Annotated in this window: 18 protein-coding genes and 1 pseudogene; 11 read left to right on the top strand and 8 right to left on the bottom strand. The window is 46.2% G+C overall.

Annotated elements, in window-relative coordinates; all coding sequences use genetic code 11:
• Positions 1 to 91: 91 nt before the first annotated feature.
• Positions 92 to 205, top strand: a pseudogene (locus P400_RS15785) (hypothetical protein); the annotation flags it as partial.
• A gap of 226 nt (positions 206 to 431) precedes the next feature.
• On the opposite strand, the gene P400_RS0102005 reads toward P400_RS15785, so the two are convergent.
• The 4 genes from P400_RS0102005 to P400_RS0101990 form a co-directional block, all read right to left on the bottom strand.
• Positions 432 to 1,037: a general stress protein gene (locus tag P400_RS0102005; RefSeq protein WP_026824649.1), complete on the bottom strand. Its 606-nt coding sequence runs from the start codon at positions 1,035 to 1,037 to the stop codon at positions 432 to 434.
• 12 nt (positions 1,038 to 1,049) lie between these two features.
• Entirely contained in the window at positions 1,050 to 1,565 is a 516-nt protein-coding gene (locus P400_RS0102000; protein WP_026824648.1) for a general stress protein, read from the bottom strand.
• A 115-nt stretch (positions 1,566 to 1,680) separates the two neighbouring features.
• Positions 1,681 to 2,583 (bottom strand): hypothetical protein, encoded by a 903-nt coding sequence (locus tag P400_RS0101995; RefSeq protein ID WP_235181816.1) that lies wholly within the window; start codon positions 2,581 to 2,583, stop codon positions 1,681 to 1,683.
• A 2-nt stretch (positions 2,584 to 2,585) separates the two neighbouring features.
• Entirely contained in the window at positions 2,586 to 2,999 is a 414-nt protein-coding gene (locus tag P400_RS0101990; protein WP_026824646.1) for a methylglyoxal synthase, read from the bottom strand.
• Positions 3,000 to 3,209: 210 nt separating this feature from the next.
• Here P400_RS0101990 and P400_RS0101985 point away from each other — a divergent pair, with 210 nt between their 5' ends.
• The 3 genes from P400_RS0101985 to P400_RS0101975 all read left to right on the top strand — a co-directional run bounded on the left by P400_RS0101985 (position 3,210) and on the right by P400_RS0101975 (position 7,563).
• On the top strand, positions 3,210 to 4,961 hold the full coding sequence (locus tag P400_RS0101985) for a mechanosensitive ion channel (RefSeq protein ID WP_026824645.1): 1,752 nt from the start codon (positions 3,210 to 3,212) through the stop codon (positions 4,959 to 4,961).
• Positions 4,962 to 5,084: 123 nt separating this feature from the next.
• Positions 5,085 to 6,563 (top strand): HD-GYP domain-containing protein, encoded by a 1,479-nt coding sequence (locus P400_RS0101980; RefSeq protein WP_026824644.1) that lies wholly within the window; start codon positions 5,085 to 5,087, stop codon positions 6,561 to 6,563.
• Between the two features lie 298 nt (positions 6,564 to 6,861).
• Positions 6,862 to 7,563 carry a CBS domain-containing protein gene (locus P400_RS0101975; protein ID WP_026824643.1) on the top strand — a complete coding sequence of 234 codons (702 nt, stop codon included), beginning with the start codon at positions 6,862 to 6,864 and terminating at the stop codon, positions 7,561 to 7,563.
• Here the strand turns inward: P400_RS0101975 and P400_RS0101970 are convergent.
• Together P400_RS0101970 and P400_RS0101965 are read right to left on the bottom strand one after the other, a co-directional pair.
• Complete coding sequence (locus tag P400_RS0101970; RefSeq protein WP_026824642.1) at positions 7,543 to 7,881, bottom strand: antibiotic biosynthesis monooxygenase; 339 nt, start codon at positions 7,879 to 7,881, stop codon at positions 7,543 to 7,545. The genes P400_RS0101975 and P400_RS0101970 overlap by 21 nt on opposite strands.
• Positions 7,882 to 7,957: 76 nt before the next feature.
• Positions 7,958 to 8,797, bottom strand: coding sequence for a M15 family metallopeptidase (locus P400_RS0101965; protein WP_026824641.1), 840 nt, complete (start codon positions 8,795 to 8,797; stop codon positions 7,958 to 7,960).
• Between the two features lie 174 nt (positions 8,798 to 8,971).
• On the opposite strand from P400_RS0101965, the gene P400_RS0101960 reads away from it, so the two are divergent.
• Both P400_RS0101960 and P400_RS0101955 read left to right on the top strand, forming a co-directional pair.
• Positions 8,972 to 9,190, top strand: coding sequence for a hypothetical protein (locus P400_RS0101960; RefSeq protein WP_026824640.1), 219 nt, complete (start codon positions 8,972 to 8,974; stop codon positions 9,188 to 9,190).
• A gap of 55 nt (positions 9,191 to 9,245) precedes the next feature.
• On the top strand, positions 9,246 to 9,713 hold the full coding sequence (locus P400_RS0101955; protein WP_026824639.1) for a hypothetical protein: 468 nt from the start codon (positions 9,246 to 9,248) through the stop codon (positions 9,711 to 9,713).
• Between the two features lie 17 nt (positions 9,714 to 9,730).
• Here the strand turns inward: P400_RS0101955 and P400_RS0101950 are convergent, their stop codons facing one another.
• Positions 9,731 to 10,834: a glycerol dehydrogenase gene (locus tag P400_RS0101950; RefSeq protein WP_026824638.1), complete on the bottom strand. Its 1,104-nt coding sequence runs from the start codon at positions 10,832 to 10,834 to the stop codon at positions 9,731 to 9,733.
• 375 nt (positions 10,835 to 11,209) lie between these two features.
• Between P400_RS0101950 and P400_RS0101940 the strand changes: the two genes are divergently transcribed.
• The 5 genes from P400_RS0101940 (at position 11,210) to P400_RS0101920 (ending at position 15,000) form a co-directional block, all read left to right on the top strand.
• On the top strand, positions 11,210 to 11,869 hold the full coding sequence (locus tag P400_RS0101940) for a type 1 glutamine amidotransferase domain-containing protein (RefSeq protein ID WP_026824637.1): 660 nt from the start codon (positions 11,210 to 11,212) through the stop codon (positions 11,867 to 11,869).
• A 111-nt stretch (positions 11,870 to 11,980) separates the two neighbouring features.
• Positions 11,981 to 12,406, top strand: coding sequence for a DMT family transporter (locus P400_RS0101935; protein WP_026824636.1), 426 nt, complete (start codon positions 11,981 to 11,983; stop codon positions 12,404 to 12,406).
• A gap of 14 nt (positions 12,407 to 12,420) precedes the next feature.
• Complete coding sequence (locus P400_RS0101930; RefSeq protein WP_026824635.1) at positions 12,421 to 13,095, top strand: Crp/Fnr family transcriptional regulator; 675 nt, start codon at positions 12,421 to 12,423, stop codon at positions 13,093 to 13,095.
• A gap of 11 nt (positions 13,096 to 13,106) precedes the next feature.
• Entirely contained in the window at positions 13,107 to 13,580 is a 474-nt protein-coding gene (locus P400_RS0101925; RefSeq protein WP_026824634.1) for a DMT family transporter, read from the top strand.
• 91 nt (positions 13,581 to 13,671) lie between these two features.
• Complete coding sequence (locus P400_RS0101920; protein WP_034770728.1) at positions 13,672 to 15,000, top strand: hemolysin family protein; 1,329 nt, start codon at positions 13,672 to 13,674, stop codon at positions 14,998 to 15,000.
• A gap of 10 nt (positions 15,001 to 15,010) precedes the next feature.
• Here the strand turns inward: P400_RS0101920 and P400_RS14780 are convergent, their stop codons facing one another.
• Positions 15,011 to 16,195: an amidohydrolase gene (locus tag P400_RS14780; RefSeq protein ID WP_051545925.1), complete on the bottom strand. Its 1,185-nt coding sequence runs from the start codon at positions 16,193 to 16,195 to the stop codon at positions 15,011 to 15,013.
• Positions 16,196 to 16,249: the final 54 nt, after the last annotated feature.

Below are 16,249 nucleotides of genomic sequence, written 5' to 3'. Positions count from 1 at the left end.
TGGCCGAAGAAAAAGCCCGGTACATACTTCGAATCTGTCCAAAAGGGGAAAGGGACGGTAAACACCGATCCCACCCGTCGTCGACGAGAAGGTGCCCGACCATTCGACGATCAGCCAGGCCTATCGGCTTCGTCCACAGACGGTCGAGCGCTCAATTGCCGACGGGAAAGAGCTCCACGGGCTCCGTTTCACCTTCTACAGGGGGATCAAGAAGGTCCAACGCGCCAATCTGGTGGCAGCCACCGCACAAAAAATGAAGAAACTGGCCAATCTGTTGGCCAGAAAAGACTGTCTACATAGCATTTCTTCAATTTTATGGGGGCAGAACGCCTCAAGAAACTGGGAACCACAAAAAAGGACGAACCAGGTCGCAAGATGCGACCTGGTTCGTCAACAAGCTGAGCCTGACGCGCACGCGTCAGGCTTTTTTATTAAAAGCGTCGGATATTATCTGGATCTTCTACATCATTACGGTAGGCACGATCATCGAGCCCACGTAGTTTTTCTTCACGATCACGTTGCTTTGTTTCTTTATCAATTTTATCTTGCTCAGGGTCTACCGGATGACTCGGGTCGACGGTTTGAGTTTCTTGATATGGTTTTGAGTCGATTTCTAAACCATCGTCTGTGTGACTACCGAGATGTGTTGACGATGCGTCTTGATACGGTTTCGCGTCGACTGTCACACCATCTTGGTGACGGCGTTCAAAGTCTTCATCCACGTAGACGAGAAGTTTTCCGGCTTCAACATCGTCATAGTGACGTTTCACCTCATCTTCACTGAGTCCCATGTTACGCAAACCAGCATGAACGTCTTCATGTCCACTCAAGAAAGCCCGAACTTTATCGAACCAGCTCGCCTGATGAGTCGACTCTGTATGAACGTCCGTATCACGTCTCAAGATTGACACGTTGTCTTCATGTTTCGTCACGACGTAAATGTGTGAGTCTTCATATCCTTTTGCCCGTAACTCTTCAATTTTTCCAAGTGCTGCGTCTTGTGTATCGTGCATACTGATGAATCGTTTCTCATTCATAATCGTTCCTCCTTATAATCGTCGGTGATCTTCTAATCCAGAATGACCGCGTACAATCGGGTCCTCTTTTGTTCCTTTTGGTTTCTTGTCATGATCATTGAATGGTTTCGCATCAAAGGCAATCCCATCTGCCTTTTCTCCTTTATCATGATCGAGTTCGCTATCTTTTTTATACATATTTGGATAACGGTCATACGAATGGCGATCGATATAGAGTAAAATCTGTCCTTCATCGATGGCATCATAGTATTGCTCTGCCTCTGCGTCATTGAGCCCCATGTTGCGCAGTTCATCACGGATTCGGTCACTGCCGTGTAAGAATGCTTTAACACGATCGAGCCAATTCACGTCTCGAACTCCGGATTCGGCGTTCACATCCGTGTGGTCACGTAGCGCGGAGATTTCGCCGTCTCGCTTGGCGACGACGTGCATATTTTTTTCAGCTTCCCCTGCAGCCTTCAACTCTTCTACTTTGTGTATGACTTCCTGTTCCGTCTGAAACAGACCAATCATTTTACGATCTGACATCGAATACCCCCTTTAAAAATTCGACAATCTCCAACAAGCGTCACAATAGGAGTAATTTCCGTTCTATCGACGATTGAAACAAAAAACGCCATCCCTTTGTAGGAATGGCGTAGATTTAGTAATAAAGCATAAGCGAATCGTCACCGAGTGAACAGCGTGTGCTCTTCCATACGAATTCAATCAATGTCCAAATTGCCATGAAGCTACTGATCGCTAATAAAATGAGCGCATACAGTGGACTTAATTGAATGACGAATGACCAACCGAGTGTGATTAAGAGCGGTTGAATCAAAAAAATGGACGTGATATAGACAACGACAATGAGGGATGCGAATGCGATGCGTCTTCCAAGCGTCTGAATATGGTGACGGAAGCGGGTCAATGTGCCGAAAATGGCACCGGTCACGAGGACAGGCAGCAGGAAGGCTAAATAATCGACCGGATATGTCGACATGGGGGCACTGAACAAGCGCCCACTAAATACATCATCGATGACGAGCAATAAGTTGGCGTAAGCAAATGCCAAAATCATACCGAGCAACCAGCCGAAACGGTTCCAAATGGTGCGCGATGATTTGAGTGCTTCGATTTTTGTATAGGCGAGAAATGCCAGGTCACGCACTTCGATCTCTTTTAAAGAAAGATTTGCTTCATCGAGTTGATTGACTGTCCAATCGAAGTCTCGGTTTGCTTGGGCTTTTTCATGAGGTTTTAATTCATCAGAAGCATCAATCAACACATGGTAACGCAGACGATATTCTTCATTTGTCTCGGGTTGTTCAATGAGGAAGCGGGCGTACTCGTGAGGGTCTTGATTTAAAAGACTATCTAACGACTGTCCGCTCTTCTCCGCATGACGGATATAGCCGGCGAGTGCAAGCAGAAGACGGTCCGCTTCCGTCTCATCTTCAACCAGTTCAATGAGGCGCTTCCGCACTTCGTTGAAAAACTGTTGAACGTTTGGGTCGTGAATCAGATTTGGTTCCAGGGAGATTCCTCTCCTTTCTTGGTTTGTCATCGTCAGGCAGGTGGTTCGTCATTGTGAGAGAGCTTCAGCGACTCGAAATCACCTTGTTCGATGCTTCGAATCAAAATCTCGCTTCCTCCCATATTCGTCGAAAGTGGAATGGAATAAACGTCACAAAGACGCATGAGCGCACTCACGTCCGGTTCATGAGGCTGTGCGGTCAGCGGGTCTCTGAAGAAGATAATCATATCCATTTCACCGCGAGCAACAGCAGCTCCGATTTCTTGGTCTCCTCCAAGCGGCCCGGAACGGAAGCAATGTACAGGTAAGCCGGTCGCTTCGGCAATTCGTTTACCCGTCGTGCCGGTCGCGAACAACTGATGCTTTTCTAGAATATGTGCATACGTTTTGATGAGAACGATTAAATCATCTTTCTTTTTGTCGTGAGCCACTAAAGCGATATTCATAGCGATTCCTCCTAAAATGACTTCTCTTGTTATTCGTATCATATATCGCGTGATTTGACACGATTTCTTTCTTACTTAAGTACCCATTTCCATTGAATCGTAAGAGCCATCTGGAAGAAATGCCTTTTTCATGAGGTTTGATAGTTTTGAAATATAGGTATGTAAGAAGTAACACTGCAATCATTTCATACAAAAAAGGAGGAAGGGTTGATGAACGATACAACGTATAACTTTGATTCGTTCATGTCATGGTTACCGGAACTTTTGCTGGCAATTGTTATTCTTGTAGTCGGGTATATTTTGGCAAAAGTTTTGGAAAATGTGACACGAAAAGTATTGAAGAAGGCACGACTCGATGAGCGGGCCGGAATTAAAAAAGATGGGGAAAAAGGAGAGAAGTGGACACCTGAACGCATTATCGCAAAAGTGGTGTTTTTCGGGGTCTTACTTCTCGCATTCTTAATCATCTTTGAATTTATGAACGTTCCTGCAATTACCGAGCCGTTCAGTCAGATTTATGAAGGCTTCTCAGGATTGATTATCGGTGTCATTAAAGCAGGTTTGATCTTGCTAGTTGCTTGGGTCATCGCTACCCTTCTGAAAAAAGGGATTCAAATGGCAGGACATCGCTTGAATTTGAGCAAGTTGATGGAAAAGACGGGACAAGAATCGACCAGTGTCAACCAAACGAAATGGGTAGACACGGTCGCAAATATCGTCTTCTATCTCGTTCTCTTATTAGCGTTACCAGCTGTACTTGATGCACTCGGACTTCGTGGGGTCAGCGGACCATTCGAAGACTTGTTGAACAGTTTCCTCGGATTCATTCCGAAACTTGTCGCAGCGGCACTCATCTTCGCAATCGGATATGTGGTCGCAAAAATTGTACGCGACATTTTGACGAAGTTCCTAGAAGCAGCAGGGTTAAATCGATTAGCAGAGCGATTCCATCTTTCTGATTATGTAAAAGGATCGAGTCTTGCGAAAGCAATCGGTACAATCGTCTTTATCTTCATCATGATTCCTGTGACGATTTCAGCGCTTGAGGCGCTTGATATTCGTGGAATCTCTGAACCAGCGATTGCGATGCTCAATGATGTCTTGGTCATGATTCCAGACATTCTCGTTGCGATTGTGCTCGTCCTTGTTGGTGTGTTCGTCGCGAAATGGTTGAAAGGTGTCGTCGTATCGCTCCTTGAGAACCTTGGCGTCAATTCACTGGCTCAAAAAATGGGCTTCGGAGAACGTGCGACTTCGATGTCGATTGCCCAAGTGGTTGGTGTGGTCGTACAAGTCATCGTAATTTTACTCTTCGTATCAGAAGCGCTTCAAGTCGCGAATCTTGAGTTCATGGCGTCCCTTGCAACAGCCATCTTTGCTTACTTGCCGATGGTCATTGCAGCGCTCATCATCTTAGCAATCGGCTTCTGGTTGGCTAACATGGCAGAGCGCTTGGTCGGAAGTGTCCTTGTCGATAGAGCGGGACAACCGAGCGCGCTTCGCTATGTGGCGAAGTATGCGATTCTCGGACTCGTCTTCTTCATGGCGATCAGTCAGCTCGGCATTGCGCCGATGATTGTCAATACGGCCTTCCTTCTTATTCTTGGAGCCGTTGCTCTCGCTTTCGGTCTTGCATTCGGTCTTGGCGGACGCGAAACGGCGGCACGCTACTTGAAAAAGGCCGAGCAACGTATCGATGAAACAGAAGTCTCGAAAGAAGGACTTGAGCAGGAAAAAGAGCAGATGAGCCGCGAAGCGGAAGATGCGAAACGCCAAGCAAAACAGGGTGTTGAGCAGTCGAAACGTGAAGCGGAACAATCGAAGCAAGAGATGAAGCGAGATGTTTCTGAATCAAAGGATGATCATGTTGACGGACCGGAATCGAATCCGTTCCATGAAAATATCACTCCAGACCAAGACAATCGCTCTCTTGATGACAACGAGGGTCCATTACGCCCATAATTTATCTTTTAGCGGATCTCCCATGTGGAGGTCCGTTTTTGTGTTCAACTTAGAAAGAGTCCGGTCGATAGTAAAAGAAAAGAATGTCAGTGATAGAAGAAAAAGAGTACAGAGGTGAGGGGAATGTTCGAACGATTTCAACGGACACTTATTGTAAACTATGTGATTGGCTCAGGGTTGGCCGTTTTTGGTGTAGGGGGCGTCTTTATTTTTCAGACGCTTGAATTATCAAGGCAAGAGATGTTATTACTTCTGACCATCATGTTAGGTTCAGGGATGGTCATGATTACGTCTGAACTACTCTTATATCGTCGCCATATTCGACCGATTCGACAGTTCTTTACGACCGAGTCCTCGACAATGGACGAATTGACATCAGCGTTTGATCAGGCGAGCCGATTTCCGATTTTGACGATACAGCGGATTCTCGGTCCTCATTTGTTTGGACTATCCATCCCGGCTATCGGCGTAACGACTGTTTGCATCTATAATGATTGGATTAATTTACCCTATCGTTTGATTGGTTTAGCCGCAATCGGTGCCGTGATGATTGCCGTGCTCCATGCGTTGATTGAATATTTTTTAACGGTTCGGTCAGTCGAGCCATTACTTGTGTATATGAAAGAGAGACACTATGAGTTGTATCGCCAACCGGTCCAAACAACATATCAGTCGTTCAGTGTGCGAACAAAATTATTGATTAGCATGCTCATTACGGGTGTCTTTCCCATCCTATTATTTATGTTGGCTTCAAGTGTACAACTTTCGACATCGACACGGATAGATACGTACTGGAACTGGGCATTCATTATTCTCATAATCATCATTGGAATTGCAGTTTTGTGCAGTTTCTTGTTGTATGACAATATCAAACGCCCCATCGGATTTTTGACATCAGGTATCGAACAAATGGAGTCGGGACAACTTCAAAAAATCGAGAATCCGTACTTAGATGAGTTCGCCCGATTGATTGGTGGATTCAATCAAATGGTAGAGACAGTAAATAAGCGGGAACAGGAAAACGCGCAACTTTTAGATAGTCTCTTCATTTTATTTGCGGCAACACTCGATGCACGTGACCCTTACACAGCAGGACATTCGGAGCGTGTAGCGATGTACTCGGTCGAGCTTGCCCGTGCACTTAGTTTGTCGAGTACCCAAATCGATTTACTCAATAAGTCGGCACTTCTTCATGATATCGGGAAAATCGGGATTCGCGATGATGTATTGTTGAAGGAAGGGAAATTGACAGATGAAGAGTTTTCAAAAATTCAGGAACATCCGACAATCGGGATTCATATTTTGAGTCAAATTCATTTACCCACATCACTTCAGCCAATTTTGGCCGGCGTTCGGTCACATCATGAGCGAATCGACGGGAAAGGGTATCCGGATCGTTTAAGCGAAGAGAATATTCCGCTGTTTGGAAGAATCATGGCCATTGCCGATGCGTATGACGCGATGACTTCAGACCGCCCATATCGTTCAGGCATGCCGATTGAAAAGGCGCTCTCAATTTTAGAGAGTGGGCGTGGAACGCAATGGGACGCAGAATTTGTAGATCTGTTCGTACAGCTTCGTAGGGAAGCCATCTCGGCATAAAAAAGGAGCAGCACCTTGTGTGCCGCTCCTTTATAGTATGGTTTGAAAGGCGTATACCCCGAATACAGCACCAAAGGCGACGGCAAACGGGATTATCCAATTGCGACGGGGATCCCTCCCGTCACCCCGCCGGAAACGTGGGTGGTGGTGAAACTTTAGGTGTTGATGGTACAGAAGTAGCCATGACAGATCTCCTCAATAATCAAGATGATCTTAAAGTCATTCGGAGTGAATCGACGGTTTCCTGCTCAAATGATGAAAAAGAGGGTATACATGTATCGTTAAGGAGGTTGATTACATGAGTCGTGCTGAAGACTTTTTAGCATCTTACCACCGTATTGAAGACTACTTGAGTCGAGAAATGGGAAATGGTAAGCATTTTAGTTTTAGCAATATGGTGAATCGTCTTGCGAAACAAAATCCAATCATCGACCGCTATAAAGAAGATTTACATCAAATGAGTCAACTGCGAAATGCCATCGTCCATGAGCGGCGGGAACCTGATTTTATTATCGCAGAGCCACATGAGTCGCTCGTTGAATTGATTTTAGAAGTGGAGCAAGAGCTGCTTCATCCCCGTCTCGTCATTCCTTTATTTGCGAAATCGGTGGTGACGTTTCAGTCCGAAGATTTTTTGACGGAAGTGCTTCGAGAAATTCGTGATAAGAATTACTCACAGTTCCCTGTATATCACGCCAACGGCTCTTGGCGTGGTTTGTTGACGAAAAAAGGAGTGACAAGTTGGCTGGCCGAAACCATCGACGGAACCAACTTATCACTCAAAGGAGTTCGCGTGAAACATGTGCTTCATCACGACCCGCATATGCATCGGTATCGATTCATTCAAAAAGACACGACGGTCATCGAGGCGCAACACAGCTTCACTCAAATGAAAGAAGGTGCGCGCTACGACGCACTTCTTATTACGAAGACGGGTAGTCCGGATGAACCGCTACTCGGCATCATTCGTCCTCAAGACTTATTGAACGCTCTCCGTTGATGCGAGATGCTCGATGGCGACATCATATTGAGTCACAGTATTGCCGAGGATGATTGGTTTTACTTCCGACGTCCCGTCATCTCGTTTCTTATGGGCGTGCTTGTAGGCATTGCTGTCGCGCCAGTTCTCAAAGCTTGCCGCATCACGCCATGTGGTCATGATGACGACATGATCCATCGCTACATCGGACGTATCCGTCAACACTTGCATCCGGACAAAGCCATCCATCGCTTCGATTCCTTTTGTCGTTTCGAAGCGTGCTTTGACCGCATCGGCTTTTCCTTTTTCAACATCTAGTTTGTTCATCACAATCCACATCACACATTTCCCCCTATACGAATAAGATGACTCCATTATAACTTGAATGGGGAAATGCTTGAAAAAGGATGCTCACTCAACGTTTGTTCCACCATTCTTCAAACGTCCAGTTCTTCTGCTTCATCATCGTCGCTTCATTGACCCCGACATAACGCAAATGCCAAGGCTCGTAATTGTATCCGGTAATTTTTTCTTTTCCTTTCGGATAGCGGACAATGAATCCATATCGATGGGCGTTTTGAATCATCCACTTTCCTTCAGGCGATTGGTCAAAGGAGGCATATAACCCTAGACGCATCCGTTGACTCGTCATATCAACCGCTAGACCGGTTTGATGTTCACTGTGACCGGGACGTGCCACATATTTTGAAGCGTATGCGACTCCGCGGGTATTGACATAATAGGCATAGAGCGATTTTTGGGTCGAGTAAGATCGGTAGGCGCTAAGGGCGTATAACGTATGACCTTGCTTTCGACCTGCGTAATACAGTTTCGCTAGCGCGTAAGCGGCTTCCGCTGTCATCAATGTACGTTCGCTTCCTTTTTGATAAACAGTTGGGACGGTTAAGGTGACAAGTTGTGGGGAACGATAAGTGGACGGGAGACCATATTTTTTGTTGACGAGTCGTAAACGGTCGGCAGAAGGCATTTTAGGTATACCGGCTCTTAAGTTGGCAGATGGAGTGAAGTATTTCGTATTTCCGATGTAGACGTTCGACCAGCTTCGGTTATAAGTGGTGTAACGAACAGGGACATTCGTTCGTAACGTCTTTAGTACGGGAGAAGATTGCATCGCCCGACCGTATAAATAGGTTGTTTTGATGGTATAGCCTGGTTGTGGGGACGATGATGCCGCTGTCACCGGCGACGTCTGAAACAGGAGCAGACAAATGATCAAAATACGCAGGGACTTCATGGCAAACCGCCTCCTCATGAGTTAGATGATGTTCCTTTTCCCGTTTTCTTGATGGACTGAGCATCTTTTATCCATCTTTAGGTCGGATAAGGATACAGCTTGGGTCCGATGAAACGAGGTACCAAATCAGATACAATAAACATAACGAATGAAATCGTAGAAAGGAGTGAGCGAATGGAAGTCTTATTTGGATTACCACTGTTATTGCTCGTCCTGTTCTTTGCCTTTTTATACTTTAATATTAAAGGGCTATCGAATATGTGGAAGGACTACAATCGAACGAAATCGATGATTCCGTTAGGTTTTTTCATCATCGGAATTATCGGGATTTTCACAGGAGTTTGGACGTGGCTTGTCATCTTGATTTATTATGCCATCCGACCGAAAGACTAAACACTGTATGCAGACGCATACGGTGTTTTTGCTATACTAAGGACGAGGTGTTGAGATGGAAAAGTTAATAAAGGCATGGTTTATCGTGACGTTGATCACGTTTGGAATCTTTAAGCTCGGCGAAGTGATGACGACCCCTTATTCGGAGACACCGAGTGAAGGGAACCTGTACTGGATTGCTCTCTTGATCGGATGGCCGTTTCTTTTATTGTTCATTTGGGTCACCATCCGTTTGACGCATCGAGTCGTCGCATCCGTCCGACCGATTGGAAAGATTGGGTTAGCAATCGGAAGTTTCATCATGGCCGCCATTGCTTGGATGACGAATCACTCTCAGGCGGTGTCTCTTCGAGAAGGGATTCGTTTGTCAGCCAATGAGTCGTACGCAGAAGGATGGAATCAATTCACAAATATCATTTACATGAACCAGCTGACGTTCTTTTTTCTGACAGTCGGCTGTATGGGAGTCGGAATTCTCTTATCATTCTTCCTAAACAAAAAACAGCGAGAAGAAGCCGTGTGAGCTTCCTCTCGCTGTTTTCATAAACGCTCTTGATAAAGACGGGCGTAGCGATCAGCCGCGATGATCGCGTCTGCAACTTCTTCAGGCGTGACATCGAAACCGCTATGAATCGTTTCGCCTTCTGCCGTGGCGGCCTTCCCGACTTTCAAGATATCTTCTCGAGACGCATCCTTTAATTTAATATCTTCGAGTGTGACCGGTAAGTCGAGCGCCATATAAAAGGCAACATATTGCTCGAATTCTTCTTGAGGACGCCCTTCGAGTGCGAGTTGTACGAGTGTTCCGAAAGCAACTTTTTCACCGTGCGTCAAATGGTGGATGTCTCCTTCTAACGCGGTGAATCCATTGTGAATAGCGTGGGCCGCAGCCAAGCCACCGCTTTCAAAGCCGAGACCGCTTAATAGTGTATTGGCTTCAACGATGGCTTCGAGCGCAGGCGTCACAACTTTTGCCTTGACGGCCTCATACGCCTGAATGCCGTACGTGAACAGAACTTCTTCACATCGTTCAGCAATCGCTTCCGCCGCAAGCGTCGGGACACCACCGGCCATCGTCTTGCCTCCAAATGTAAGGACGCTTCGCACTTCGACCCACGTAGCCAATGCATCGGCAATACCTGACGCTAAGAAGCGAGGCGGTGCCTGTGCAATCAATTCGGTGTCCACCAGAACGAGATCTGGATTCTTTTTATAAAAACGATAGCTTTCGAAATTACCTTCATCTGTATAAATGACCGACAATGCGCTTGTCGGCGCATCTGTAGAGGCGATGGTCGGTACAATGACGATGCGGGCATCCAATTCATCTGCGACCGCTTTTGCCGTATCGAGCGTCTTGCCGCCACCAAGGCCGATAACGAACGCTGTACCGTTCTCTTTAGCGTCTGTGGCGATGCGAGTAATCTCATGCTTTGATGCTTCTCCGACAAAATCTGCTTTTGTCGCCTTGATATCACTCGACTGCAGAGACTGTGTCACGCGTTCGCCTACTAAATCCCACACGATATCATCCGCTATGAGTAAAGCGTTTGAACCGAAGTGAGTGACAAACTCTCCGATGCGATCAATCGTTTGTTTCCCTTGCACATACTTAGCCGGACTGATGAAAATACGTTCTGACATAGTGAAATTCATCCTTTCCTATTGGGTTTATTGTAAGTGCTTACAACGACATCATACTACAGTTTGTGAACGAATGGCCGTGAAGATTACATGAAGATTGGCAACTGACCGAGCACAAGTAACAGGATGATGATGGCGACGACAATGAGAAACCCCCAATCATTTATTCGTTTCGTCATAGCGGATGTCTCCTTCATAGGGCGAAATAGCAACTCACCTTCAGTATAGAAGGTTAAAGGAAAAAGGCAGGATGAATAAATCACCAGGTTAAAAAAAGAACTACCTTATGACATCGAAGCAGCTCACCGGGTTTAACAGATGATGAATCGGGAACATTAGAGTCGTATGTTGATTTTTTTGAAGGAGGAATTGAGTATGTCGAAACATGTACTGATTGTCACAACGTCAGCGAATCAATTATCAAATGGTCATGCAACGGGACTTTGGCTTGAAGAGTTTGCCGTTCCTTACTTATTGTTTGAAAAAGAAGGATACAAAGTGACGGTCGCAAGTATCGAAGGTGGAGACGTGCCAATCGATGCGAATAGTTTAGAGGATGGCTTGTCAGAAGATATATTAAATACGCGTGAATTGCTCAAAGATACGGCTCGCCTCGATCAAGTGGCAGACGAACCATACGATGCCGTTTATTTACCAGGAGGTCACGGGACGGTCGTTGATTTCCCAGGAAATGAAACGTTACAACGCGTTGTCCGCAACGTATACGAAAATGGAAATATTGTCGGGGCGGTTTGCCACGGACCCATTGGATTGGTCAATGTGAAGCTCAGCAACGATGAGCCGCTCGTTAAAGACAAACAAGTGACAGGATTCACTGACGCTGAAGAAAAAGAAATGCAACTTGATTCTGCTGTTCCGTTCTTACTCGAGACGGGATTACGTAATGAAGGTGGACAGTTCAAGGGAGCTGACAATTGGGCGGTGAACGTGGTTGTTGACGATCGACTCGTTACTGGTCAAAACCCTCAATCTTCTGAAGCGGTCGGGAAAGAGCTTGTCAAATTACTCGGATAATATATCAAGCAACTTCGATGATTCGAAGTTGCTTTTTTTTAATATTGGACATATGTCCTATTCAAGTCATCTTTCTTTTCGTAAAGTCATACGGAGAGAAAGGGGGATGACATGGGAATTCTATTCGCTGTATTATCTGGGACATTTATCGCCCTACAAGGAATCTTCAACGCGAAATTGGGAGATGCGGTAGGGGCGTGGATGTCTGTCACGATCGTCCACTTTGTCGGACTTCTGTTAGCGCTCGCCATCTATTTTTTTAATCGAGACGCAGATTTAACTGCCTTTAAACGCGTACCTTGGTATTATAGTTTGGGTGGACTATTCGGTGTATTCGTTGTATTCGGCGAATTGACGGCGATTCAACAGTTAGGTGTGACGTGGGCAATCTGTGTATTGCTTGTGGCACAATTAGTAGGAGCCTTTATCATCGATTTGAACGGTTGGTTTGGTGTCAAACGGAAGCCGGTCAACACGGGACAGGTCATGGGACTCGTCTTGATGATCGTTGGTATCGGGATTTATACATTTGCGTAAGGAGTTCAATTTTAATGATGAATATTATGGATGCACTGACACGATTGCAGTGGAATCATCTTTTTTCGACCGAAACGCTCGAGGCATCGTCGGTGGTCACGTATGCATCCGGAACGATGCTCTGTTCAAACGATCAACAGATTGAATCCTTGTTCGTCGTACTCGAAGGACGCGTCAAAATTTATACGCTCAGTGAAGAAGGGAAGTTGCGTCTGCTACGTTTGAAGGCTGCCCCGACGCTCATTGGAGATATCGAGTATGCGAGTGGACGTAACGTCTTGCATACGGTTGAAGCGGTCGGTCCGGTGACGTGTTTGCGAATCCCGTTTGAGACACTTCGACGTCATAACCGAACGGTCGAATTCACGGAACATCTGTTACGAGGTGTGTCGGAAAAGCTATTCATCGAGGCGAACGCCTCATCCAATCACCTCATGTCGACACTAGAAGAACGATTGGCCGGTTATTTGATTTCTCTTAGTGAATCCGAGAACGAACTGTTTCAAGCCGAGATGAGTCAATTGAAGCGCAAAGAAGTTGCGGAATGGCTTGGGACGAGCTATCGTCACTTGAACCGGACGTTACAAGCATTTGTCGATGAGGGATTAGTGAAACGAACGAGAAAAGAAGTCATCATTTTAAATAGTGAGCGATTGAAAGAACGTGCGAACGGCATGTTTTATGAGTGAGGAGAGGTCATATGCTATTTGGTATTATCTGTTCGGCTGTAGCTGGGGCATTTATTAGTGTACAGGCGGCGGTCAACGCGAAAATGAATACAAATTTAGGGGCCTGGGCCACCACGGTATTAGTCTTTATCGTCGGTCTTGTCGGATCCATCATCCCGTTGTTATTATTTGGAGGAAATCTTGCCGGATTACGTGAGCTATCTCCAATCTATTGGCTCGGTGGATTGCTTGGGGTCGGTGTCGTTTATTGTGTCATGCGGAGTATCCAGTTACTTGGACCAACGTTGTCGGTGTCGCTCATTCTCGTGTCACAACTCATTTGGGCGTTACTCGTCGATTTGTATGGAGCCTTCGGGATGCCTCAAATCACGTTATCGGCTGGACAAATTGTAGGGCTTACCATCCTTCTTGTCGGGGTCATTCTCTTTAAACAGTCTCAGACAGCGGCCATCGCTAAACAAGCAGTCAACGAAGCTACTTCATGAGGAGTGGCTATTTTTTTGAGTAAAACGGGTACAGGTTGGTAACGATTTTTTGTTAAAATGAAGCGGTATGGTTTAAAAAATAGCTGAGGTGATGAAAAAAGTGGATTCTTCCATAGTGATTGATTTGTTGATTGTTTTGTTTTTGATTGTGTTGAACGGGATTTTTGCGATGACAGAAATTGCGCTCATCTCATCGAAACCTGCAAAACTTGAGGTTGAAGCAAATCGAGGGAAACGAAGTGCAAAGATTGCGCTTCATTATTCGAAAGACCCGACAGATTTGTTGTCGACCGTTCAAGTCGGAATCACATTAATTGGGATTATTAACGGGGCCTACGGGGGTGCGCGCTTCTCGGCACCACTCGCCTCTGCGTTTGAACAAGCCGGAATGAGTGCACAGTATGCCGGAACGATTGCTTATGTGGTCGTTGTAACGATTATTACGTATCTGTCCTTAATCATCGGTGAATTGGTGCCAAAGCGAATTGCGCTTGTGTCTCCTGAAAAAGTCACGATGGCAATCATCCCTTCACTTGATTTATTCAGTAAAGTGATGAAGCCATTCATTTGGATTTTATCGAAATCGACACTCTTTTTGTTCAAGTTGCTTGGCTTGAAAGCAGAACAAACGAGCGGTGAGACGGAGCTTGAGATTAAACAGCTTCTCTTTGAGGGGGCACAGCAAGGCCAGTTCGCCCATGAAGAAGTACAGCAAGTCGAACGCGTCTTTGCGTTTCATGATCAATTGATCTATGAACTCATGCAACCTCGGACGACGCTTGAGTGGGTCGATTTAGAAGATGATATGGATGATATCAAGAAGTCGATCTATGAAAGTAAACATAACAAGTTACCGGTCGGTCGCGACTCGCTCGACGATTTTGTCGGATATATCGATGTCCGTGACATTTTGACGTTACCGACATTACGTGAGCCATCACAGATTTTGAAGCGCATCAAGCAACCGCTCATCGTTCCGAAACAACGAGAGGCGAGCCAAGTACTTCAGATGATGCAGAAAAATGGTGTCGAGATTGCCTTCGTCTTAGATGAATACGGTGGATTCCTTGGCATGGTCACCTTGTTCGATATTTTGGAAGAAATCGTCGGAGAAGTCATGATTGAAGAGGATACACCGGAAGTGGTACGTCGCGAAGATGGGTCATATTTAGCGGACGGTTTGCTTGGAATCGAAGATTTGAAACGAACGTTTGAGATTCGGGATAACCGATTCGACGAAGGGCGCAACTCGTATCACACACTTGCCGGACTCGTCATTTATGCACTCGGTGATTTCCCGAAACGGGGCGATGTGGTCGAAGCGTACGGCCTTCGCTTTGAAGTCGTAGATATGGACGGAAAGCGTGTCGACCAAGTGCTTGTCTCAGAACTACAAGAACCAATCACAGAAGAGGACTGATGCGGTCGCATCAGTCCTCTTTTTCATGTGTCATCCATGTGCGTTGTAAAGCGCCTAACAAGACGTGAGCCGTGTGCAACATCGCCCGTTCATCCACATCGAAGCGAGGATGATGATGAGGGAAGATTGCTGAAAGCCCGGGATTCCCTGCCCCTGTGAAGAAAAAGCTACCGGGGACATGCTCGACATAGTAAGCGAAGTCTTCCCCGACCATGAGCGGGGACATTTCGATGACACCGTCTGCCCCGACGACATCCATCGCGCTCAAGCGGACGAGTTCTGTTTCGGTCACATGATTCACGACAGCAGGATACCCTTTTATATACTCCAATTCGTAATCGGCATCACTCGCCTCACAGACAGAACGGATGATTCGTTCCATATCGGAGATGATTTTTTCTTGCGTCTCCCGAGTGAATGTCCGCACGGTACCAGATAACTTCGCTTCTTCGGCAATGACGTTGAACGCTTGCCCGGAGTGGAGCGTCCCGATAGTCAACACGGCAGGTTCGAGTGGGTCGATGCGTCGACTGACAACTTGTTGGAGATGATTTGCTACGTTCACGGAGACCATGAGGGCATCGACCGTATGTTGTGGAATCGCACCGTGCCCACCTGTTCCTTTAATCGTCAATTCAAATCGATCGGCTGCGGCCATGACAGGACCTGTTTTGACACCAACTGTTCCAAAAGGGAGCGGTGTCCAAATGTGCGCACCATAAATATAGTCCACATTGTTGAGGCATCCGTCTTCAATCATCGGTTTGGCACCACCTGGAGATAATTCTTCGGCAAATTGGTGAATCAATACGACGTCTCCAGGAAGTGACACCTCGGTTAATACTTTCGCGAGGACGAGAAGTGTCGCTGTGTGGGCATCGTGTCCACAAGCATGCATGACACCATTTACTTTTGAACGATATGGAACGTCTTTCACATCTTGAATGGGAAGAGCATCAAAGTCAGCGCGTAACGCGATGGTCGGACCGTCACCGCCTTTGATTCGACCGACGACACCGTTTCCGCCAACATGTTCACGTACTTCGATCCCAAGTTCACGGAGATACGAGGCGATCTTTTTTGGTGTTTCGACTTCTTGAAAAGACAGTTCCGGATATTGATGAAAATGACGTCGCAGGGATACCATTTCTTCAAATAACTCCGTCAAGCGTATTTCAGCATTCGTGACAGTCATTGCGTACACTCCTTTGTGATCAACGCATCAAGAATTGCAACCATTTGCAGATTT

The sequence above is a fragment of the Exiguobacterium marinum DSM 16307 genome (assembly GCF_000620845.1).
Lineage (GTDB): Bacteria > Bacillota > Bacilli > Exiguobacteriales > Exiguobacteriaceae > Exiguobacterium > Exiguobacterium marinum.
This window is presented reverse-complemented; position numbering and strand designations above follow the sequence as displayed.